Origin of the sequence: Aerococcus sp. HMSC10H05 (assembly GCF_001806975.1) — a bacterium.
GTDB lineage: Bacteria > Bacillota > Bacilli > Lactobacillales > Aerococcaceae > Aerococcus > Aerococcus viridans_B.
This window is the reverse complement of the sequence record NZ_KV786961.1, coordinates 1-23,566: the sequence shown is the minus strand read 5'-3', so window position 1 is coordinate 23,566 and position 23,566 is coordinate 1. Positions and strand designations below refer to the sequence as shown.

Genomic DNA, 23,566 nt, shown 5'->3' with positions numbered 1-23,566 from the left:
GAATTTTTTCATACAAATGATTTACTGAATTCTTTCTAAAAAATAGGGAAGCGTTAATCGACAAAACTTTCATCTACTGTATCATATTTAGACCGTCTCCCTAAAATACGTACTTCTGGTTCAAGAGCGACCTTATTAAGGTCCCAAATAACTTCTTGAATATGGTGAATCATATTGATATAGTCCGTAGCAGTTGCATTACCAATATTGACGATAAAGCCAGCATGTTTCTCAGAAATCTGAGCACCACCTATGGTATACCCTTGCAATTTAGCTTCTTGTATTAATTTACCTGTAAAGTGTCCTTCTGGGCGTTTAAATACTGACCCACATGACGGGTATTCTAGCGGTTGTTTAGATTCTCGAAGGTAGGTTAATTCGTCCATTTTAGCCAATATTGAGTCTAAATTCCCCTTCTTCAATTTGAATCGCGCTTCAACAACTATATCGCCAGTTTCTTGTAGTTCAGAATGACGGTATGCCAAGTTCAAATCTCCATTTTTCAAGGTGTACATGCGACCAGCCTTCGTCACAACATCTACTTCAACTAATATTTCAGAAATTTCACCACCATAAGCACCAGCATTCATATAAACTGCCCCTCCAGTAGATCCTGGAATACCACAGGCAAACTCAAATCCAGTTAGTCCTTTTGCTCCGGCTGACCGACTCACATCGATAATTTTCGACCCAGCACCGGCTTTTATGTGCGTACCGTCAATTTGAATATAGTTCATTTCAGTTAACATCAACACAATGCCTGAAACGCCTTCATCTGAAATAATGACGTTTGATGAGTTTCCCAGTACTAGAACAGGTTCATGGGCTTTGTTGGCAAAGCGAACTAGGGCTTGAATTTCTTCGGGTGTTTTTGGAAAAATTAATACATCCGCTGGACCACCAGTTTTTGTATAAGTATATTGATTTAATGGTTCATTAAATTTTATCGTTGATTGAGGAAATGTCTTGCGTAAATCATTTAAAAACATTGTGAATTACCCTTCCTGGTAATATATTTAGCATTCATTAAAAACAGCATCAGATTGCTGATAAAATGCTAGTTAAATCTAATCCATAATAACACATTTTACCGCATATTTACATTGTGTAAAAGGGTTTGTGTGGCACATACATTAACATTTTCTTAAAAAGATGTTATAGTATTATTTTAATTAGTGACAAATTGTCACAACTCGTTTTACGAAAGGACCTTTTTATGAATAAAATCAGACAAAATGCCTTGATGATGCTCGCTTTAACCTTTATTTATGCTGGCTTACAAATTGCAAGGCCAGCTACAGAATTAGCTTGGACAAACATTACGCTTTCCATCATTATTCCAATTATTGCCATGATTTTTGCTTTTAATGAGAAAGATAATAAATGGCGCTGGTCCCTTATCACAATAGAAACCATTCTTTTCATCGTGATGATTGCTATGGCTATTTTAAAATAAATTTGAAAGTTTAAAAATTTGAAGCGAAAAGGTCGGGACCAAATTCAGTCTCGACCTTTTTTGAACGTTCGATGCTTTATATTTATACTTGATCTTGATTTTCAACAGATAAGCCCATTAATACTAAGTCATGAAATTCGCCATCATGGTATATACCTTTGGGGGTTATGCCTATTTCTTCAAAAGAGAATTTCTCATATAGATTAATCGCCCGCATATTATCTTTAGACACTTCTAAACGTAAATAGCGCAAGATATCATTTTCAGTTGCCCAGTCAATCATATCTTCAATCATGACACGAGATAAACCTAATCCCCAGAAACGCCGCAAAATAGATATGCCTAACTCGCCCATATGTGCAACTTTAGCATGGGGTTCAGCACCAATACTAGCAACGCCAATTATCTCGTCGCCTAAACGAGCAATTAATACACGATTGTTCAAGCTTTCTTGTAATGATTTCAAATAACGGGTTTCTTGCTCTTGGTTTATACCTAGTCCTTCTTCTCCAAATGATAAGAAGTCTGTTTCACCACCAACCACTTTGTAAAAGTCTAATAAAGCTTTCGCGTCCTTTGGCATCGCATCTGCCAAGGTGATTTCCAATTGTTCTTTTTTCATATAGTCTCAATCCTTCTATTTCACTGCTACACTTCAAAATATCTTTTAGGTTAAATCTGCTAGTAAACCACTGTATAAAGCTTGCCCACGAGGGCCTTCAAAGTTTAATTCAACAGCACGACTTGTCTCGCTTGTTGTAGATAAAGTTAGCCAGAGATAGTCCTTAGGCAAATCTTCCACAACAAATTGTGGCCATTCAATAATTGTAACGCCATCCCCATTGATATAATCTTCTAAACCGACACTGTCTGAACCGGTTTCCTCTAATCGATATGCATCCATATGGTAAAGAGGAATCTCATCATCTTCATATTCACGGATAATGGTGTACGTTGGGCTTTTGATGGCTTGGTCAATCCCTAATGCTTTCGCAAAGTATTTAGTAAACGTTGTTTTACCTGTTCCTAAGTCACCCTCTAAGCAAATAATATCGCCTGCTTGTACCAAGTGTGCTAATTTTTGGGCAAAAGCATCTGTATCTCTTTCACTTGCCCAATCAATTGTATACCCCATGTTACCCCTTCTCTCCCTATAATTTCATCATTTACTTTACTAAAAAATCAAAAAGACTACAAGATTAATCACTCTTGTAGTCTGCTAAAGTAATATGCTAAATCGCTTTAGTCTTCTAAAATAGCTTGGTTAGCTGTAATGATTGCTAACTTGTAGACATCTTCTTCTATACATCCACGTGAAAGGTCTGAGATTGGTTTTGCCATACCTTGTAAGATTGGCCCAATTGCTTCAAAATTACCGAAACGTTGTGCAATTTTGTAACCAATGTTACCAGATTGAATTTCAGGGAATACGAACACAGTAGCCTTACCAGCAACGTCTGAATCTGGTGCTTTTTGTTTCGCTACTGCATCCACAAAAGCAGCATCAAATTGTAATTCACCATCTATTTCAAATTGTGGTGCTTTCTCTTTAGCAAGACGGGTTGCTTCAGCTACTTTTTCTTGCTCTGGAGATTTTGCAGATCCTTTAGTTGAAAAGCTTAATAAAGCGACTTTTGGATCGATGTCAAACATAGCTGCCGTTTTTGCAGATTCAACAGCAATTTCTGCTAAGCCTTCCGCATCCGGATTGATGTTGATTGCACAGTCAGAGAACAAGTATTTCTCTTGGTCACGGCCACGTAACATAATGAAAGCACCTGATGTTGATTTAACACCTGGTTTCGTTTTGATAATTTGTAGTGCTGGACGAACAGTATCACCTGTTGAGTGACGGGCACCAGATACTAAAGCATCACATGATCCTAAATAAACTAGCATAGTCCCAAAATAGTTTTCATCACGTAATATTTCGCGTGCTTGTTCTTCAGTCGCTTTACCTTTACGGCGTTCAACAAAAGCTTGAACCATTTCTTCGAATGCATCATAATTGTTTGGATCAATAATCTCAATATTATCGATATCAAATCCACGCTCATGCGCAATAGATTTCAATTCTTCTGGATTTCCTAATAAAACTGGTTCAAGAATTTCTTCAGCTTTCAAACGAACAACCGCACCTAGAATACGTTCATCATAGCCCTCGGGGAATACAACACGCACATTTTTATCTTGGATCTTGGCCTTTAAGCTTTCAAACATCTCCATTTTTTACATTCCTCCTAGAAATTTAAAACGTTTACTATACCTTATTTTACATGAATCTTATACTTTTGTCATAACAATTACTGCAAAGTTCGTGATACAAGTCTTTGTATAGGTAGATTTTATTTTATATCTTTCTATGAACCAGAATTATCATTTTTCAATACAATATTGTTCTAGATGATTGATCAAGTGCATTTGCATAACTTTTAAATTTTAAAAATTTCTGATGATATTTTTCACGTGATTGTTGATTGGGCTCAATAGTGGTAAACGCTAACCTTTCTCGCAATATATCGCTTTCTATTAGGACACCAGCACCAATTAAGCTAGCATCGTCTCCTGATACATATTGCAAGGGTATCCCTAATATATCCGCAATCCATTGACTTATTTTAGGATCTGAGAATATTTTACCATTTACTTGGACGATCTTTTGATTTAAATCTGTCGTGTCATAGACTAAGTCAATCACTTGACGAATTTCGAAAAATACCCCTTCAAACACAGCTTTTGCCATGTCTAGCTGGCTTGTATACCCTTTTATACCTTTAAATTCAGCTTGAAGGTTCGCATTCCAATAAGGGGCTCTTTCCCCATTTAAGAATGGCAAGAAATAAGGACCGCTAGCGAAAAAATGATGTGTCATCAGTACTTGCAACATGTCTTGAAAGGACTGGCCTTTTTCCTTAAAACCAAATTGTTGGTATAACCAATCAAGTACATTGCCAGCGTTGTTAACTGGTCCACCAATAATATAGTGTGGTTTGTCGTCCACTATATATGTAAAAATCTGCCCGCTTTCATGAATAGATAATTGGTCACTCAAAGTTCTCACCGCAGCTGATGTACCAAAGGAAAGGACAATTGAACTGAGCGATTGGTCTTCTAATCCGGCATAAGCTTGATTAGAAAGATTTGCTAAGGCGCCATCGGTTGATCCTGGTAATATTTGGAAATCTGGCGCTAATTGTAAGTGTTGAATAACTTCATGTTTAACGGGTATTTGTTGCCTACTAGCTACCAATTTTGGCAGTTGATTTTCTTGGATATTCACGTGGTTCAATAGTTTTTTTGACCATGTGTGCCTTGCTATATCCATCAGTCCCATCGAAGAAGCCGTTGCATGGTCAATGACATACTTTCCTGTTAACCGACGAATGATGTAAGCCTTAATATCCATAAATTGAATGGAAGGATCCTCAAATAAATTTGGATATGATTGGTTGAGATAAACTAGTTTAACAAATGGATTCATTGCATGGATAGGTGTACCTGATAAAGCAAAAAATTCCCTAGCTTGACCAGACATCTGCATTTCTTGAGCTATATCCTTGGCCCGTAAATCGGCCCAAGTCATCGCCTTTTGTAAAACATTTCCGTAACTATCAGTAGCTAATAGTGCATGCATTTGACTAGAAAATATCAATAGCTTTACTTGTGGGTACTTTGCTTGCATCTGACTTAATAAATCAATGAATTGATTAAAAACGACTTCAGGATCACTTTCATGTTTACCAGCGTCATCTTGACTGATAACGTTGCCCGTCTCCATCGTGTCAAGTATTCGATAGGGCGTTTCCATCAGGGCAAATTTTAAGTTTGTTGTACCAAGATCGACGACAAAATATTGCACAATGATTCCTACCTTCCTTTTTTTATACATGATTAGCTTAAGTAAATATAGCGTTTGTTCAATATGAATAGATTAACTTCATTTAATCATAAAAAAAACAATGAAGCCACGATAAATATTTACCTGACTTCACTGCCAATCTTAAAGCTTATATATAATTGAATATACGATGATTAACGGATTTCTGCTGACAATTCACTTGTTAAAGCTTCCGTAATACGTGCCACATCGTTCGTTACTTCTTCATCGGTTAAGGTTCTTTGTGGGTTTAAATATTTCAAGCTATAAGCTAAGGATTTCTTACCATCTTCGATATTATCTCCTTGATACACATCAAATATTTCGATGTCCACTAAAATACCACCTTTTGATGCATTTTTAATCGTTTTTATGACATCAGCATTTGTCACTTGGTCAGACACTAAGATTGCAATAGCACGGTCAGAACCTGGGAACTTCGCGATTGGTGCTTGTCTTACTTCAACTTTCGGTAAAGCATATATTTCATCTAATGAAATTTCAAACACTAAAGTTTCTTTTAAGTCATATTGATCAGCAATACTTGGATGCAATTGACCAATATAGCCTAGTTCAATCCGTTCGTCTGATTGACCAATGGCATAGATTCTAGCTGTACGTCCTGGGTGCATGTCTGCCAACTCAGAAGTTGCTTCAAATGCCACAGCTACATCCAGGTTGAAAGAATCTATTACACTTTCAACAATCCCTTTCATATCATAGAAATCTACAGCTTTCGCTGGGTGGTTCCAGGTTTTTGCTTTTGCGTTACCTGTCCAAACAGCTGCAAGATGTGTTTCATCAACTGGTAGCGGAGCATCTGTCCATTTGAATACACGTCCAGTTTCAAAAATCGCCACATCCGAAATTTTGCGCGCTACGTTATATTGAACGATTTCCAATAAAGCACTCAATAAGTTTGTACGCATATAGCGACGGTCATCTGACATTGGGAAGTCTAGTGCCACAGGTTTTGCATTATCCATTTCTAATGTTGTTTGATTATCCCCGATTAAAGAGTAAGCAATGACTTCATTGAAACCTTCAGCTAACATTTGATTGTCGGTTCGACGTTTAAAGGTTTGCCAATCTGTTAGGCCCATATTTTGTGCATTTACTGAAGGTAAGCGAGAAGGTATCTTATCATAACCGTAGATACGTGCAATTTCTTCAACCAAGTCCGCTTGGATAAGTATATCCCAGCGACGTGCAGGTACAGAAACGATAAATTCATCACCATCACCTGATACTTCAAACTGTAGTTGTTCAAAAACTTGTTTGATATCTGCATAAGACAAGTGCATACCTAGACGTTTATCAACATAAGTAAGACTTGATGTTACAAGAATTGGGGTTAAATCAATGGCAGATACACGTTCAGAGCCCTCTACCAATTGACCTTTAGCCAAATCAGCAATCATCTCAGCGGCAAAAGCACCAGATTCAGCGATCGTAGCCTTATTGATACCACGTTCATTACGCGTAGATGATTCTGAATGTAAACCATTGCGACGTGCAGTTTTACGAATGTGGATTGGTTCAAAATTAGCCGCTTCAATCAATACATTTGTTGTGTTCTCATCAATTTCAGTATCTAAACCACCCATTATACCAGCTAACGCAATCGGTTTTTCACCATCGGTAATCACGATATCTGAATCTAATAATGGACGATCAACTTCATCCAGTGTTACGATTCGTTCGCCTGCTTTCGCTAGACGTGTTTCAATCACCTTGTTGTCTAATTTATCATAGTCAAATGCATGTAATGGTTGCCCATTGGCTAATAAAACATAGTTCGTAATATCTACTACATTATTAATTGGACGGATACCGGCTGCCATTAGGCGTAATTGTAACCATAGTGGTGATGGTTCAACAGTAACATTTTTCACTAAGAAAGCGTTATATTCAGGTACTAATGTAGTATCAGAAACTTTTAAGTTAATTGCTCCTGCTAAGTCATTAGCCTCAAATTTTGTTAAATCTGTATAGTCAAAATTTGGTTGACGGTTGTATACCGCAGCTAATTCCCAAGCTACCCCGCGCATAGATAAGGCATCTGCACGGTTTGGTGTGATATCTAATTCAATGATAGGGTCATCTAATTTCAAATATTCGACAATATCCATGCCAGTTGGTGCATCTTCAGGTAATATCATGATACCGTCAGCATATTCTTTAGGTACTACACTATTAGAGAAACCAATTTCTTCTAATGAGCAAATCATACCTTGAGAAACCACACCGCGTATTTTACCTTTTTTAATTTTTACATTACCAGCAATACGAGAATTAGGTAAGGCAACAATTACTTTTTGCCCTGCAGCTACGTTTGGTGCACCACAGACAATTTGATACGGTTCTTCTTGACCAACTTCTACAGTCGTAATCGACAAGTGGTCAGAATCAGGATGTGGTTCGCATGTTAATACATGACCCACAACAATTTTCTTTAATCCTGTTCCTAATGCATTCACGCCGTCCACTTCGATACCGGTACGTGACATACGTTCTCCTATATCTTGCGGATTCAAGTCAGCAAGATCGATAAATTCATTTAACCAATTATATGATACTTTCATTAATTGCTACCCCTCTTCCGTAAATTGTTTTAAGAATCGTAAATCATTTTGGTAGAAATGACGGATATCATCAATACCATATTTCAACATCGCTACACGGTCTGGTCCTAAACCAAAAGCAAAACCAGCATATTCAGTAGCGTCTATACCAGCCATTTCAAGTACAGAAGGATGAACCATACCAGCACCTAAAATTTCTATCCAACCAGATTGCTTACAGATGTTACAGCCAGCACCACCACATTTGAAACAAGTCACATCAACCTCAACAGATGGTTCTGTAAAAGGGAAATATGATGGGCGTAAACGAATTTCAGTTTCCGCTCCAAACATATGACGGGCAAATAATTCTAGCGTTCCTTTTAAATCAGCCAAAGAAACATTACGGTCAATGACTAAACCTTCGATTTGATGGAATTGGTGCGAATGTGTCGCGTCGTCATCATCACGACGGTAAACTTTCCCCGGCGAGATCATCTTTAATGGCCCTGCTTCAAAATCATGCGCATCCATAGTATGGGCTTGCACAGGTGACGTATGGGTACGCAATAATACTTCATCATTAATATAGAATGTATCTTGCATATCACGCGCAGGATGGTCTTTAGGTAAATTCATTCTTTCAAAGTTGTAGAAGTCAGACTCAACTTCTGGTCCCTCAACAACTTCGTACCCCATAGATACGAATAAATCTTCAATTTCTTCCATTACTTGTGTTAATACGTGTTTCGTACCTGTTACTGGTTTTTCACCAGGTAGCGTCACATCAATGGCTTCTGCTTGTAATTTTGCTTCAAGGGCTGCAGCTGACAACTGTTCTTCTTTTTCGCTCAGTTTAGTGCTAGCTTTTGCCTTCAGTTCATTGGTATAAGCACCAACTTGTGGGCGTTCTTCAGGCGATAAATCACGCATACCACGTAAAGCTTCCGTAATTGGCCCCTTTTTCCCTAAATATTTCACACGCACTGCTTTAATATCAGCTAAGGCGTTTGCTGCTTCAATCTCATCCATGATTTGGTTCTCAATGGCTTTTAAATCATCAATAATTTGCATTTTTTCCATCTCCTGACTTATATGCTTTTATGAGTGTTCCTAAAAATGGCGTATCCAGACCAATAAAAAAAGGTCCTTCACCCCTACAAAAGGGACGAAAGACCGTGGTACCACCCTGATTCCGGTATCGTGTTCATATACCAGCACTCATTGATCGTTTTAACGGGCCGACCGGACCTGCTTTCAAATAGTTTCCTATTCTCCCGCAAGCCTACTCAAGAAGTGAAAATTTATAACTATGTAGGTAAGATTCCCAGCACCACTTACTCTCTAGACTACACATCTGTTAAAAATTGTCTTCTGTTAATGTAATTTCTCTTTATATTCTAGCGTTTTCAACTGTTTTGTCAACCTTATTCTGCTAGCTCAACCCACTCATCTGCCCAACGATGTAAATTGTTGAAGATTTTTTGTAAGTCTTGGCCTTTTTCTGTCAAGGTATAAACCGTGATATCGTGACCATTCACTTCTGATTCTTCCTTCCGCACAATACCCTCTTCAGTCAATTCGCGTAATCGTTCAATTAATACACGGTCAGAAATACCGTTAATTGAGTCGCGTAATTGTCCAAATCGTAGTGGCGTTGCTAATAATACTTCAATAATTAAGCTATTCCATTTTTTACCAATGACTTTGCAAGCATGCTCCATCTTGCTACACATTACCGGTAAGTCTGGTTGTTTAATGGTAACTTCCATTTTGATCAATCTCCTCTTCTATTTCTGCTAATTCTTCTTTTTCTTCTAATGAAACTTCTTGATTGCTAATTCCAGCAAGTGCTGGCATCACTAATTTACCAACAAAATAGCTAAATGATCGCATCATTTTCTTTTGAGATAAATTAGCCAAACTAGGTTTTACAAAGTCTTCGGTTGCAATATATTTATCCACGAATGTCACTACATAAGATTCTTTATAGCGCGGAAAATGCGGTGTGGCTAGCCACATGTGCTTTAGAATAATATCTTCCTCAACTGGTGATAAATCTGTCACTACACGCGCATTTATCAAAGCAATTTTAGGATGGTTTCTCAGGTGACTACCTTTAGAAAAAGTAACCTCACCAGGCACATAATAAAATAAATCATGTAATAAACCAGCGCGTGCACAGGCCTTATAATCCCACCCTAGTGACCTAGCTACTTTATATGACATATAAGAAACTAAATAGGAGTGGGTTAAGCGATTGCCATGGACATGTTGCTTAAAAAACGCTAAGTCCGTTACAAAGGGATGATTTTTAATATCCGCAATGATTTGCATATACTCTGGATCGTCTTCCCAAAAATAATGTTCATGTTCCGTCATGATAATCACCCTTTTTTAAACGCATGCCTACATCAACATATTTTGCTATGCTCACATAACCTTTTGTAAGTGCTGTGACAGTATCGTCACAACCTATTTTTAGAAGAAAATAACTTAGTCTTGGATAGGAAATTGATACATTACTATCGCACCGGCAACCGCCACATTCAAAGATTCTGCCGATCCTGACATTGGGATATATAAAGCCATATCTGCTAATTGGCTAATTATTTGGCTTACACCATTACCTTCATTCCCCATAACTAAGGCCCATTTCCCTTTTGATTTTAAATCAAAAGCATTACTTGCTTTCGCTTGCTTATTTAATTCTGTTGTTGTAATAAAATAGCCAGCCTCTTGTAATTGTGGAATGACTGATGCCAAATTAACTTCATAAGTATTGACAGCAAAATGACTACCTTGCATAGATCTTAGAACCTTATCATTATATAAGTCAACCGTACCCGAACCTAGTAAGATATCTCGGTATCCAAAAGCATCCGCAGTCCGAATTAAAGTCCCTAAGTTCCCCGGATCTTGCACTTGGTCTAAAATCAGTAATCCTTTTGATAATTGATGGATATCAAGTTTTCTAGCCTTTGGTAGCTTAGCTACTGCAAAAATATCCTGAGGATTATCCGTTTGACTAAGTGCTTTGGCTACTTCCGGAGTCACCTGAGTGAGGGGCAAATCTTCTTTGAGCGCTCGTAACTGCGTCACATTTTGGTGGCTACTTTCAGGTACATAATAGATCATTTCAATATCCACTGCTGCTTGAATGGCCATATCAACAAGATGTGGCCCTTCAAGTAAATATTGACCAGCTTTTTTTCGCCCTTTACGGGTAAAAAGTTTCTTTACTTCTTTAATCTGTTGATTTTGAACAGATGATATTAAACGTTCTACCATAGCTTTATGCGTTTTCTGGTTTGATCAATTCGTAGATAGCTTCAGCATAAATAGCTGCTGATTTCAATAAGTCACGAACAGCAAAGAATTCATTCGCTTGATGCATTGTATCTACTGAATCTGGGAATAATGCACCAAAGGCTACCCCACGTTTTAATAAGCGTCCATAAGTACCCCCACCGATTGAGCGTTCTTGCCCTTTTTCACCAGTTTGTTTTTCATAAACGGCTAGTAAAGTTTGCACTAATGGATCATCAGCTGGTACATAATGTGGTACTTTATTGGTTTTTGTACCATCTACAAAGTGATAGTGGTAAGTTTCACCGTGATCTGCAAATGTTGCATCAATTTCACTATAGTCTTTGCCACGTGGTACACGAATATTTAAGACTGTATATAATTTACCGTCCTCTTCGCCTACTAAACCAGGGTTAACTGTTACCTTACCCATAATTTCGTCTTCATGTGCAATGCCTAATCTTTCACCATTAAAGTCTAAATGTAATAGATCGCCTAAGAATTTTAATAGATCATCTTGGGCTAAATCATCGTCTAATTGTAATAATAATTTAGATAAGTAAGTTGCCGCATTATACCCAACACTAGGATTCATTGCATGAACGCCTTTACCTTCAACAGTAATTGCAGTGGCATCATCTTCTGGACTTACAATAATAGTGATTTCTGGATTAGCTGCTTGGAAATCAGCTACAATTTGGTTGACATCAGAGGTCAATCCAGTCACAACTGCACGCGCTTCACCCGGTACCATATTTTCACGAAGACCACTTTCAAATGAAAGCAATTTATCACTGCGACGGTCAAATACTAGCTTAGCTGAGTACATCCCTTTTTCCCCGTTAATAATTGGGAAGTCAGCGTCAGGAGAGAAACCAAAATCCGGTTCTTCTTCTACTTCGAAGTAACGTGTGACACCTTTCCACTCACTTTCTTCGTCTGTACCAATGATAAAACGAACACGTTTGTCAACTGGAAGGCCTAATTCTTTGATTACCTTAAGACCATAGTATGCAGCCATTAAAGGTCCCTTATCATCAGAAGCACCACGTGCATAGATACGATCATTTATAATTTCTGGTTTAAAGGGATCTGTGTCCCATTTATCATCAACAGGTACCACGTCCACATGTGCTAAAACACCAAGTATCTCATCACCTGCACCGAATTCAGCATGACCTGCAAGGTTATCAACATTTTTAGTAGTGAAACCATCACGTTCAGCAATCTTTAAGAAAGTCTCCAAAGCCTCTTTTGGTCCTGGTCCAACAGGTGCATCAGCACTTGCCTTACTATCATCACGAATACTATTTACACTTAATAATGTAAATAAGTCATTGATTAAATCATCTTTACGATTGTTGATCTCTTCTTGCCAATTAATTGTCATTTAGAATCCTCCTAGAAAAATATTCCTAACCCTATTTTATCACAAAATACAGAATAGCTCACACAATACAACTAACAAATTATAAGGGTGTGAGTGAGACCGTTTAGCTCAATAACGCTGGAAGACTAATGCAGTAACTGATGCAATCAGTTGCAAATTAGTCTGAAGCGGACTTGAGCTGGTCGAACGAACCCGACTATAAGGGTGTGAGAGTCGACGCCAAGAAAGGAACCGTTGGAAGATTAGTGTAGTAACTGATGAAATCAGTTACAAACTAATCTGAAACGCAGTCATTTCTGGTTTGTGGAACCCGACTATAAGGGTGTGAGCTTTGGCGCTCAGGCAGGTAAAACTGGCAGGAATATGCCGTAGCAAGTTTACTTGCTACAAGTATTTCTGAAGTGGAGACCGGACTGCCAAAGCGAACCCGACTAAAACAGGATGTGACAAATGTCGTTTAGACTCGTAACAGTGGAAGGATTAGACGGAGTGATTAAAAATCACGTAGCCTAATCCTGAAGCGGACACCTGGCTGCTCTGGCGAACCCAACTATAAGGTGCGATTTAATCGTTCACTTAGACTTGTAACAGTAAAACAAAAAATCTCCCTAAAGTAGGTTCATTTTTTGGTACCTACCTTAAGGAGATTATGCTAGAAGTGTAACTTCTGCGATTTTTTAGTCTGTTATATCTAATGGTTTTCCATCATAAATAGCATCATATAAGTCTTGATAATTTACTAAGACGAATTCTCCTTCATTTAGGCATTCTGGTAATACCAATTGCCCGATTCGCTGTCTATGCAATTGTACGACTTCACAGTCAATAGCATGAAACATCCTTTTTACTTGATGGTATTTACCTTCTGATATCACAACTCTAGCAAAACTCTTACCTACCGTTTCATCAACTTGATCGATATAAAGTTTTGCAGGCTTTGTTTTTTCGCCTTGACCAATATCAAGACCTTCTTCAAATTGTGTAATATTTGTATCTGTGAGTATGCCATCAACAAGCACAGCATATTCCTTTTCCACATGTTTCTTAGGTGACATTAAAGCATGGTTGAATTGACCATCATTCGTAATTAAAAGAAGTCCCGTGGTATCTTTATCTAAACGACCTACTGGAAATGGCTCATAAGTTAATACTAAATCTTCAGGTAGAAGGTCAATGACCGTTTCCCAACGAGTATCTTCAGTAGCTGAAATCACGCCATCTGGTTTATGCATCACAATATAAATATATGGTTCATAAGCGATTTCTTGCCCATCAACCTCAACACGATCCTCTGTAACATTCACCGATAAATTCGCTTTTTTTGCAACTTTACCATTCACAAGAATGGCTGATTTTTTAATTAGCGTTTTAACGTCACTTCTACTATAAGGGGTCATGCTAGATACAAACTTATCTAAACGTTGTGTGTTTTTGCCAGTTTTTTTATTTATCATAGCGGCCCATCCCTAATCTAGCACGAAGCATTTTCGCCTTGTCACCTAGTAAGGTATCTAAAAGTTTAAAGCGTAAACCACCTAATACATATACTGCTACACCAACACTAGCAACTATGACAATTTGTGCAAATTGGTGAACAAGCGAAATTTCAGGTGACAGAATCGTACGACGCAAGAATTGGTTAACAAGCCAAGTAGCAATACCCATTATTGCTGCTAATAAGGCGATTCCTTTAATTTGGTTAAAAACTTCTAAAATTGATAGATTGATCCGTACTTTTAATCGCCACAAGTAGAAGACAGCAATAGCAATAAAAGCGCATCCTGTTGCTAAAAGCGCGCCTGGCGTACCGAAAATAGCTAGTAGTGGCGCTTGTAATACTAGTTTTACAGTTACGCCAAGAACCATACCTAGAATAGCCTCTTTGAAAAAGGACATAGCTTGTAACATTGCCACTAACACTGAAAACAGTCCCATAGTAACAGCCACCATAGCAGCTAACTGTAGCAAGGAGGTACCTAACGGATCGTAGGTAAAGATAATCGCATACAATGGTTCCGCTAATACTGCCATTCCAATAGCAGATGGAAACATCACCAATGAGAATAATTTTAAATTATGTCCAATTAGCCCTCTTGTTTCTGGGAAATCATGATTAGCATGTCTATCAACACGTCTTTGATGTTCTTTCTTATCTAGCTTATCTTCAATTGACCGTTTTTCCTCTGAATAGGTGGCTGAAATGACCGCAATAGAGGTTGAACCAATCGCAACCGCTAAAGAAACAACAATGGTGACTAATTTATTGGCATTGGCACCAAAAATAGCATATTCATTAATCAATTGATCCGGTGATAATTCAGATACTCGCTCCATAATAGGCATGAAAGTATTGGTATCAATTAAACGCGTTAATTCGATAGCTGAACCGGAAATAATAAAAGGAATCGCAATCATCACGATTTCTAGTAATAAGCTTTTTGAAGATACATACTTTTCTTCTTTTACCGAATAAAGTGCTTCTTCCTCTCTATATCCCTTACGGTAGCGAATGAAGAAGTAAGCTAGCGTACCAAAAGCTGCTAAAGCGCCTATAAATGCAGCAAAGGTCGAGTGTGTAACAGCTTTAACCATGTCTCCGTTATTGATGACTCGAATAATATATACTGCACCTAACATGTACAATACACGTAAAATCTGCTCAGTAATCTGTGAAATTGCCGATGGTTTCATATCTTGGTGACCTTGGAAGTAACCACGAATAACTGAAATAGTCGGTAAGACCACTAGTGCTGGTACTAATGATCGAATAACTAAGATAACGGAATTGAAATCGCGCGCTGGTGTAGATTGCGCTAATACAGGCGCAAAACTCCAAAGCAAGATTCCTCCAACTAGTCCGGTTACAGCCATCAAGGCCAGACCTGCCTTAAATAATCGGTTAGCTGTTTTATAATAGCCACGAGCATTGTAATAGGCCATCTGCTTGGCAATTGAATCGGGTACCCCCGCAATTGTAATGGATAAGAATATTGCATAATAACTATAACCAATATTAAACAATGAATTGGCTTCATTAGCGATATGCGGTTCTCCCATCCATCTATACCATGGCATAATATAAAGAACCCCTAAAATCCGCGATACCATAGAGGCAATCGTCATCCAAGAGGCACCAGCATTCATTTTCTCCTGAGCGCTAGCACTTGGTTTTCTAGGTGGTAGATCTAGTGGATCCACTTCCTCAGGCTGAACTACTTGTTCTAGCTCATCAGTCCGATTTAAATTTGGATCTTCTATACCCATATTTCTTTGCTCCTTACAAATTTTTATTTATTTATCTTTGAAAAACACTTAGCTTTCATTTTATATAATACACGCCGCTATTTCAATCAAGATAGGATTAAAAAGACTTTAAGTTTTCAAGCTAATCTGCATTCGCAAAATGATTATAACAGAAAAGTAAGGGATTAAATGTTCAATATAACCAGGAGGCTAGCATAGATTTATCCTTATTTTTTAGAACTAATTCAGTATGCTATTGAGAATAAATTTACTTTTTCATATTACACCTAGGCATTTGAAAAGCGATTAAATCCCAAATAAAAACTGGCAGTCATGTAGTTTTACACAACTGCCAGTTGATCATTTATCTGAATATTAATTTTGATTGTCTTTTAATTTAGAAACAAAGTTGGATAAATCACCTAAGAATAACTCAAATTGTAAACCATTCATCATAACATCTGGATCGTCTAATGATTTTTCGATAATTTTTGGAATGTAGTCCACCGCTAATTGGCTAGCCACTTTAACAGAAGCACCATTTGCTAATGCCCCAACAAAGATTGAACCGAAGATATCCCCAGTACCGTGGAATTTACCACCGATAAATGGTCCAGTCGCTAAACCTTGTTCACCAGTCTCTACGTCTAAGTAGTAAGCACCAGTTTGGCTTTCGCCGTCATATCCTGCACCAGTTAACACAACTGAAGCATTTGTTTGTTTACGAACTAATGTTAAGAATTCGTCAATTTTTTCTTGTGGCCAGATACCTTCAGTGTACTCCACACCATACAAGAAGCTCGCTTCTGTTTGGTTAGGCATAATCACATCTGCCATCGCACATAAATTCAACATTTCTTTAGCATATTCTTCGTCAAAACCATAATAGAAACTACCATTGTCAGCCATAACAGGATCTAAATAGAATTTTGCATCATCTTTTAATAATTTTGGCAATTCTTTCTCTAGAAACTTGATTTGGCGAACACTACCTAAATAGCCAACGTACGCTACATCAAATTTTAAGCCAAATGAGTGCCAATGATCCACAATTTTTTCCATTTCATCAGTTAAGTCAAGAAATGTAAATCCTTCAAATCCTGGCCCTGTATGTGTGGAAAGCAAGGCTGTTGGTAAAATAGTTCCTTGTAGTTGCATACTGGATAGAATTGGTAATGCTACTGTTGTAGAACATTTACCGAAGCTAGAAGCATCGTGGATAATTAAAATGTTTTTCATGTAAACGCCATCTCCTCTTATTAAAAACTAATCATATTATACACAAGACAAATATGATATCCACTAATTTGCGACAATATTCACTAGTTTATTCGGTACTACGATTTCTTTACGGATTGTTTTACCTGCAATCGCTTCTTGCACTTTCTCATTTGCATGTGCAATTTCTAATAATACTTCTTTTGCACTATTATTAGCAACTTGTAATTTAGCCTTGATTTTACCATTAACTTGTACAACGATTTCAATTTCATCATCAACAATCATTTCTGGATCAAATGTTGGCCACGGTACGTATGAAATTCCAGGTTCATTCCCTACAATTACCCACATTTCTTCTGCCAAATGCGGTGCAATTGGCGCAAGTAATTGAATAAAACCTTTTACATACTCATAGTATAGGTTTTCAGCTTTATTCGCTTCATTCACAAATACCATCATTTGAGAAATTGCTGTATTGAAATGCAAGTTTTCAAAGTCTTCGGTAACTTTTTGAACTGTTTGGTGATAAACCTTGTCTAATTCTCCAGTATTTAATGTTGTAATACGGTCACGCATTTTGCCATTCTCATCCACTAATAAACGCCATACACGTTCCAGGAAGCGACGAGAACCTTCAAGGCCATTTTCCGACCAAGCAATAGACGCATCTAAAGGCCCCATAAACATTTCGTATAAACGTAAGGTATCTGCACCATATTGGTTAACGACATCGTCAGGATTCACAACATTTCCTTTAGATTTAGACATCTTTTCATTACCTTCACCAAGAATCATTCCTTGGTTATATAATTTTTGGAATGGCTCTTCATTTGGTACCACACCTAAGTCATATAAGAACATATTCCAGAAGCGTGCGTATAATAAATGTAGCACTGCATGCTCTGCCCCACCAATATACAAGTCTACGTTATACCAGTAATCTAAAGCTTCTTTTGAAGCAAATTCATTGGTATTTTTTGGATCAATATAGCGTAAGAAGTACCACGATGAACCTGCCCATTGAGGCATAGTATTTGTTTCACGACGACCTCTCATACCTGTTTCTGGATCAGTAACATATAGCCAGTCTTCAATATTGGCTAATGGCGATTCACCTGTCCCTGAAGGTTTAATATTATCTGCTTTTGGTAAACGAACTGGGAGGTCTTCCTCTGGTACAGCAGTAGTTGTGCCGTCTTCCCAATGAATGATTGGAATAGGTTCACCCCAATAACGTTGACGAGAGAATACCCAATCACGTAAACGGTAAGTGGTTTGGCGTTCACCGCGTCCAGATGCGGTTAAGATTTCAATTGCTTTTTCAGTAGCTTCTGCTGTTTCTAAACCATTTAATTCACCTGAATTAATATGTGGTCCATCTCCTGTGTAAACTTCAACTGAGACTTCACCACCCTCAATAACTGGAACGATTGGCAAGTCAAATTGTTTAGCGAATTCATAGTCACGACTATCATGGGCTGGCACAGCCATAACAGCACCAGTACCATATGAAGCTAAAACATAGTCTGCAACCCAGATTGGGAATGGTTCACCAGTTAGTGGATGAATACCATATGCACCAGTAAATACCCCTGTTTTTTCTTTAGCTAAATCTGTACGATCTAAGTCAGATTTCATTGAAGCAGCCTGTAAATATGCTTCAACTTCTTCACGTTGTTCTTCTGTAACAATTTGACGAACTAATTCATGTTCAGGCGCTAAAACAGCAAAAGTTAAGCCATAAATCGTATCTGGGCGAGTTGTAAAAGCATCAAAGGTTAAATCGTGATCTTGGATGTCAAAAGTTAATTGCGCCCCTTCTGATTTACCAATCCAGTTACGTTGCATTTCAACAACTGAATGTGGCCAGTCAACGTTATCTAACCCTTCTAGTAAGCGGTCAGCATATGCTGTAATGCGCAATACCCATTGTTTCATTGGTTTACGAACAACTGGATAGCCACCACGTTCAGATCTTCCATCGATGACTTCTTCGTTAGCTAATACAGTACCTAATTCTTCACACCAGTTAACTAAGATTTCATCTTCATAGGCCAAACCTTTTTCATATAATTTGGTGAAGATCCATTGGGTCCATTTATAAAATTTAGGATCAGTTGTATTAATTTCACGATCCCAGTCATATGAAAAACCTAATGATTTAATTTGACGTTTGAATGTTGCAATATTTTTAGCTGTAAAATCAACTGGGTCATTTCCTGTATCTAGTGCATATTGCTCAGCTGGTAAACCAAACGCATCCCATCCCATTGGGTGTAAAACGTTATAACCTTGAGCACGTTTGTAACGGGAAATGATATCTGTTGCTGTATATCCTTCTGGGTGCCCTACGTGTAATCCTGCCCCTGATGGGTATGGGAACATATCTAAGGCGTAATACTTAGGCTTTGAATAGTCCTCTAAAGTCTTAAACTCTTTATTCTCATCCCAATACTTTTGCCATTTTTTTTCAATTACTTTATGATTAAAAGCCATTGTCTTTTGTCTCTCCTTTTATATAAAAATATAAAAAAGTCCTATATACGTCAAAAAAACGTATATAGGACGAATGTATTTCGTGGTACCACCTATGATTTGTACTCTTCATACCGATAACGTTGGCGCGACGTGGTAACTGATGTTATCATCGTTACCAACTTATCATCCAGTCTAATTCACAAGCGATTCAAATATACTCTCACCTACCGTATACTCGCTTAATTGAACGCTACTTGTTACTACCTCTGAAAAAGTTCAAATATTGCCCTTATTCTAGCACTTTCACCTAGTAAAAGCAAACTGACTAACCCATTATCCACTCTGTTTTAATTCACTTTTTTGAGCAAGCAATTGTGCTTTCACCGTATCGAAAACTACTTGAACTGGCATTTCTTTATGGGCAAATAATTGATAGTTTAATTTTGCTTGATAAACTAACATATCTAAGCCACCTATCACTACACAATCCCTCGCCTTAGCTTGTTGCATAAATCGCGTTTCCATTGGCTCATAAATCACATCCATTACAACAGTACCAGCTTGTAGCCAATGCTCATCCGCTAATATGGATTGCCCTTGACTCGCTGCCATTCCTAGACTGGTTGATTGAATCACAATTTCTGCATTTCTTACCGCAGTCGCCACTTGATCTTGTTCAGAAAGGTCAATTAGCTTCAAATCGATGGTAGGGTAATCCGCTCTTAACGCTTTACATACTTGTATTAGTAAATCTTTATCTTGAATATTTCGTGCTACTACTGAAATATCTGTCATGCCCTCTATCACTGCTTGTGCGATGATAATACGCGATGTTGCGCCTGACCCATACACCACTAACCGCTTGCCAGCTAGGTCAACGCCTCTATTTTTCACAGCCAGCCACAATCCAGCACCATCAGTATTGTAGCCTACCCACTGGCCACTCTTATCTCGTGTAATCATATTTACCGCATTAACATATTGACTAGCAGCATCTAAACGATCAACCGTCTGCATAGCCGCAAATTTACCTGGCATTGTGATATTAATGCCTTGAATGTTCAACGCTTTTAAATGTTCAATTCTTTCGATAGTTGCCGCTTCATCAGTTTCAAAAGCAAGATAAACCATATTCATATCTTGTGCTTTAAATGAAGTGTTATAGATAATAGGTGATAGCGAGTGACCTAATGGTTGACCTATCACTGCTGCAAATTTCGTTGTTCCATTAATATCTGTAATTGAATCCACGCACTAGGCCTCCGCTTCTATAATTGTTATTGGTAGCTGATCGGTTTTTAAATCAGTAAAAATTTTTTCTAACCAATTAGCGTATTGATCAAAGGTGATTGTCTTTAATTCACATTTTCCAAATGACTCTGGGAAAATTTCAGTTATTTCGCCACCTCGACGCTTTTTATCATTCGTCATAGCATCTAGAAGATCCGCAAACGTATATGCTTTTGCCAGGTAAACTTGGTCTAGTAAATGATATTGATTAAGTAATTGGTTGAAACGTTCAGCCAAGATTAAATCGGTTAATCCTTCTTTTTCAGCCATTAATTGGGTCAAGATCATACCCGTTGCAACGCCTCTACCGTGAGAAACTTTATAGTGAGAGACTTGTTCAATAGCATGACCAATTGTATGACCAAAATTAAGCAATTGTCGTAAACCTAAATCGTGTTCATCTTCTAAAACAACATTACGCTTAATTTCTACACATCGTTTTACAATATTGGCTAAATCATCACTTAAAGCAGTCAATGGTTGATCACGTGTCATTAAATCATTGAGTAATTCATCATCTAAGATCATGCCGTATTTAATTAATTCTGCACAGCCATCTTCGAAAATACTTTGTGATAAAGTATGGAAAGTTGTCAAATCACATAGAACTCGAGCAGGTTGGTAAAAAGCACCCACTAAATTTTTACCTTGAGGTAAATCGATTGCTGTCTTTCCACCTACAGAAGAATCAATTGCTGAAAGTAAAGTTGTAGGCATTTGAATATATGGGATACCACGCAAATAAGTTGCTGCTGTAAAACCGACAAGATCACCAATTACACCACCACCTAATGCAATTAAAACGTCAGTACGTGAATAATTCAAGGTCGCTAATTGCTCTTGTAGGTAGATATAATTTGCTGAGGATTTCTGCTCTTCTCCAGCTGGTAAGGTAATCGTATGAACTGCTTTTGTAATTGGGCTAATCGCTTCTTGTAAACTACCTAAATAGCCAAATGAAGCCACGTTTTCATCAGTTATAATCATTACCTTACGTTGTTGAATGAAGTCTTCAAGATGATGCCCCGCATTTTTTATCAAATCATTATCAATGATCACATCATATGGTTTGGCAACTGCTACATTTACTTTTTCCAATTTCATTCCTCAATTCTTTTAAATACTATGATTGATAAGTGAATTACCCTTTTGAACGATTTAATCTAAATCTGCTAAGAATGTATGAAGAGCTTGGACCTTCTTGGTTAATGCCTTGTACTCATCTAAGTATAACGATTGTCGGCCATCTGACCAAGCTTCATCTGGATTTTGATGAATTTCAATAATCAATCCATCTGCTCCTGCAGCAACCGCAGCCATCGCCATCGATTCAACCCATTCACGTTTCCCTACGGCATGACTAGGGTCAACCACAATTGGCAAATGCGTTTTTGATCGTAAAACAGGAATCGCTGATAAATCTAATGTGTTACGTGTACTTGTTTCGTAAGTACGAATACCACGTTCACATAAGATAACATTAGGATTACCGTGGGCCAAGATGTATTCGGCTGCCATAAGTAAGTCTTCAATGGATGCGGCCATGCCACGTTTTAATAAAACTGGTTTTCTAGTTTGACCAATTGCTTTTAATAGGTCAAAATTTTGCATATTACGCGCCCCTACTTGATACATATCAATACCATCAAATAAATCTACTTGATCAACTGCCATGACCTCGGTCACTACTGGTAAATCATACTTTTTACCAACAGCTGATAACATATCTAACCCTTCTTGCCCTAACCCTTGGAATGAATATGGAGATGTCCGTGGCTTGAATGCCCCACCACGCAACATGTTTGCACCTGCGTCTTTAACTGCTGAAGCGACTTCATCTAATTTTTCCAAACCTTCGATTGAACACGGACCACCGATCATCGCAAAATGGCCATCACCAATTTGGATATTCCCTACTTGTACAACTGAAGGGGTCGATTTATAGGCCAAACTCGCTCTCTTGTATGGCTCCTGAATATTCGCTAAAATGGTTTCTTCAGTTTCTGCTGTCATTACTTGTGTATTCATTTTTCTCTTCTCCTTTTATTCAAACACAGTAGCATTCTTAGTTATCCAAGGTTGGTATATAAGCAAGAAAAAAGTCCTTTACAACAAACCACCTTGGAGTGATTTTTGTTGTAAAGGACTTTCTCGTATAACTAACGTCTATGTTAATTATTTGAAGCACTAAAGCCATATCCTTTTTCTTGTACAACAAAATCACCTTTACCTAAACCGAAAAAGTAAAAGTAAAAGTTGAAAAAGTTATAGAATGCTGTAGTTGAAATGATATTCACGACTTTAGTCCTCCTCTCGCTATTTATTAATGCAACTTTAGCAATCTTTATGAAACTTGTCAACAAATTTCTAATTTAATTTTAATTATATGAATCATAAAAACACCCTAGCTTGTAAAGGGGGAGCTCAACAAGCTAAGGTGTATTGATTTGTTCGTATTATTTTAGTTTTAAAACTTGACCAATGTAGAGGTTATAATTTGATAGACCATTTAAAGCCATTAATTCTTCTAAACTTAAACCGTTATTTTTAGCAATACGGTATAAAGTTTCACCAGATGCTACTGTATGTGTCTTCGCACTTGAAGTTGCAGTAGATGTTGTTGTAGTTGAAGTGCTGTTAACTGAAGCACTTGATGAAGATTGACTTGCGCCTCCAGTAGTAAATACTTTACCTGGGTGAATCACATCTGAACCACCATTTAGCGCACGAGCTTCTGA

General features: G+C 37.7%; 20 protein-coding genes and 1 other annotated feature. Of the genes, 1 reads left to right on the top strand and 19 read right to left on the bottom strand.

Features of this window, described 5'->3' with window-relative positions; translation table 11 throughout:
- Positions 1 to 53 precede the first annotated feature (53 nt).
- The gene (gene murB, locus HMPREF3116_RS02195) at positions 54 to 989 is read right to left on the bottom strand and encodes a UDP-N-acetylmuramate dehydrogenase (protein WP_070467435.1); all 936 of its coding nucleotides are present in this window, start codon (positions 987 to 989) and stop codon (positions 54 to 56) included.
- Positions 990 to 1,216: 227 nt separating this feature from the next.
- On the opposite strand from murB, the gene HMPREF3116_RS02190 reads away from it, so the two are divergent.
- On the top strand, positions 1,217 to 1,456 hold the full coding sequence (locus tag HMPREF3116_RS02190) for a TraX protein (RefSeq protein WP_070467433.1): 240 nt from the start codon (positions 1,217 to 1,219) through the stop codon (positions 1,454 to 1,456).
- Between the two features lie 82 nt (positions 1,457 to 1,538).
- Here HMPREF3116_RS02190 and HMPREF3116_RS02185 read toward each other — a convergent pair whose 3' ends face one another.
- From HMPREF3116_RS02185 to HMPREF3116_RS02100, 18 genes are all read right to left on the bottom strand, one after another.
- On the bottom strand, positions 1,539 to 2,078 hold the full coding sequence (locus HMPREF3116_RS02185; protein WP_070467432.1) for a GNAT family N-acetyltransferase: 540 nt from the start codon (positions 2,076 to 2,078) through the stop codon (positions 1,539 to 1,541).
- Between the two features lie 45 nt (positions 2,079 to 2,123).
- Positions 2,124 to 2,591, bottom strand: a complete 468-nt coding sequence (gene tsaE, locus HMPREF3116_RS02180) for a tRNA (adenosine(37)-N6)-threonylcarbamoyltransferase complex ATPase subunit type 1 TsaE (protein ID WP_070467430.1) — start codon at positions 2,589 to 2,591, stop codon at positions 2,124 to 2,126.
- A gap of 107 nt (positions 2,592 to 2,698) precedes the next feature.
- Complete coding sequence (gene pta / locus HMPREF3116_RS02175; RefSeq protein WP_070467428.1) at positions 2,699 to 3,682, bottom strand: phosphate acetyltransferase; 984 nt, start codon at positions 3,680 to 3,682, stop codon at positions 2,699 to 2,701.
- A 157-nt stretch (positions 3,683 to 3,839) separates the two neighbouring features.
- The gene (locus tag HMPREF3116_RS02170; protein ID WP_246819021.1) at positions 3,840 to 5,315 is read right to left on the bottom strand and encodes a gluconokinase; all 1,476 of its coding nucleotides are present in this window, start codon (positions 5,313 to 5,315) and stop codon (positions 3,840 to 3,842) included.
- Positions 5,316 to 5,488: 173 nt separating this feature from the next.
- On the bottom strand, positions 5,489 to 7,918 hold the full coding sequence (pheT, locus tag HMPREF3116_RS02165; protein ID WP_070467425.1) for a phenylalanine--tRNA ligase subunit beta: 2,430 nt from the start codon (positions 7,916 to 7,918) through the stop codon (positions 5,489 to 5,491).
- 6 nt (positions 7,919 to 7,924) lie between these two features.
- Positions 7,925 to 8,971, bottom strand: a complete 1,047-nt coding sequence (gene pheS, locus HMPREF3116_RS02160) for a phenylalanine--tRNA ligase subunit alpha (RefSeq protein WP_070467423.1) — start codon at positions 8,969 to 8,971, stop codon at positions 7,925 to 7,927.
- 353 nt (positions 8,972 to 9,324) lie between these two features.
- The gene (locus tag HMPREF3116_RS02155; RefSeq protein ID WP_070467421.1) at positions 9,325 to 9,669 is read right to left on the bottom strand and encodes a winged helix-turn-helix transcriptional regulator; all 345 of its coding nucleotides are present in this window, start codon (positions 9,667 to 9,669) and stop codon (positions 9,325 to 9,327) included.
- Positions 9,653 to 10,279 (bottom strand): HD domain-containing protein, encoded by a 627-nt coding sequence (locus HMPREF3116_RS02150; RefSeq protein ID WP_070467419.1) that lies wholly within the window; start codon positions 10,277 to 10,279, stop codon positions 9,653 to 9,655. Before HMPREF3116_RS02150 ends, HMPREF3116_RS02155 begins: the two co-directional genes overlap by 17 nt.
- Before the next feature lie 114 nt (positions 10,280 to 10,393).
- Positions 10,394 to 11,188, bottom strand: a complete 795-nt coding sequence (locus HMPREF3116_RS02145; RefSeq protein WP_070467417.1) for a TrmH family RNA methyltransferase — start codon at positions 11,186 to 11,188, stop codon at positions 10,394 to 10,396.
- A gap of 4 nt (positions 11,189 to 11,192) precedes the next feature.
- Complete coding sequence (gene pepV / locus HMPREF3116_RS02140; protein ID WP_070467415.1) at positions 11,193 to 12,596, bottom strand: dipeptidase PepV; 1,404 nt, start codon at positions 12,594 to 12,596, stop codon at positions 11,193 to 11,195.
- A 677-nt stretch (positions 12,597 to 13,273) separates the two neighbouring features.
- Positions 13,274 to 14,050, bottom strand: a complete 777-nt coding sequence (locus HMPREF3116_RS02135; protein ID WP_070467413.1) for a pseudouridine synthase — start codon at positions 14,048 to 14,050, stop codon at positions 13,274 to 13,276.
- Positions 14,040 to 15,860 carry a putative polysaccharide biosynthesis protein gene (locus HMPREF3116_RS02130; RefSeq protein WP_070467411.1) on the bottom strand — a complete coding sequence of 607 codons (1,821 nt, stop codon included), beginning with the start codon at positions 15,858 to 15,860 and terminating at the stop codon, positions 14,040 to 14,042. Before HMPREF3116_RS02130 ends, HMPREF3116_RS02135 begins: the two co-directional genes overlap by 11 nt.
- 354 nt (positions 15,861 to 16,214) lie before the next feature.
- Positions 16,215 to 17,078: a pyridoxamine kinase gene (locus HMPREF3116_RS02125; RefSeq protein WP_070467409.1), complete on the bottom strand. Its 864-nt coding sequence runs from the start codon at positions 17,076 to 17,078 to the stop codon at positions 16,215 to 16,217.
- Positions 17,079 to 17,141: 63 nt separating this feature from the next.
- The gene (gene leuS, locus HMPREF3116_RS02120; RefSeq protein ID WP_070467407.1) at positions 17,142 to 19,556 is read right to left on the bottom strand and encodes a leucine--tRNA ligase; all 2,415 of its coding nucleotides are present in this window, start codon (positions 19,554 to 19,556) and stop codon (positions 17,142 to 17,144) included.
- A gap of 62 nt (positions 19,557 to 19,618) precedes the next feature.
- Positions 19,619 to 19,818: a binding site (T-box leader), on the bottom strand.
- A gap of 53 nt (positions 19,819 to 19,871) precedes the next feature.
- Positions 19,872 to 20,789, bottom strand: a complete 918-nt coding sequence (locus HMPREF3116_RS02115; protein ID WP_070467405.1) for a shikimate dehydrogenase family protein — start codon at positions 20,787 to 20,789, stop codon at positions 19,872 to 19,874.
- Positions 20,790 to 20,792: 3 nt separating this feature from the next.
- Positions 20,793 to 21,932 (bottom strand): 3-dehydroquinate synthase, encoded by a 1,140-nt coding sequence (gene aroB, locus HMPREF3116_RS02110; RefSeq protein WP_070467404.1) that lies wholly within the window; start codon positions 21,930 to 21,932, stop codon positions 20,793 to 20,795.
- A 54-nt stretch (positions 21,933 to 21,986) separates the two neighbouring features.
- Positions 21,987 to 22,856, bottom strand: coding sequence for a 3-deoxy-7-phosphoheptulonate synthase (gene aroF, locus HMPREF3116_RS02105; protein WP_070467402.1), 870 nt, complete (start codon positions 22,854 to 22,856; stop codon positions 21,987 to 21,989).
- Positions 22,857 to 23,284: 428 nt separating this feature from the next.
- The coding region (locus HMPREF3116_RS02100) for a LysM peptidoglycan-binding domain-containing protein (RefSeq protein ID WP_148129215.1) at positions 23,285 to 23,566 on the bottom strand (282 nt) is incomplete at its 5' end.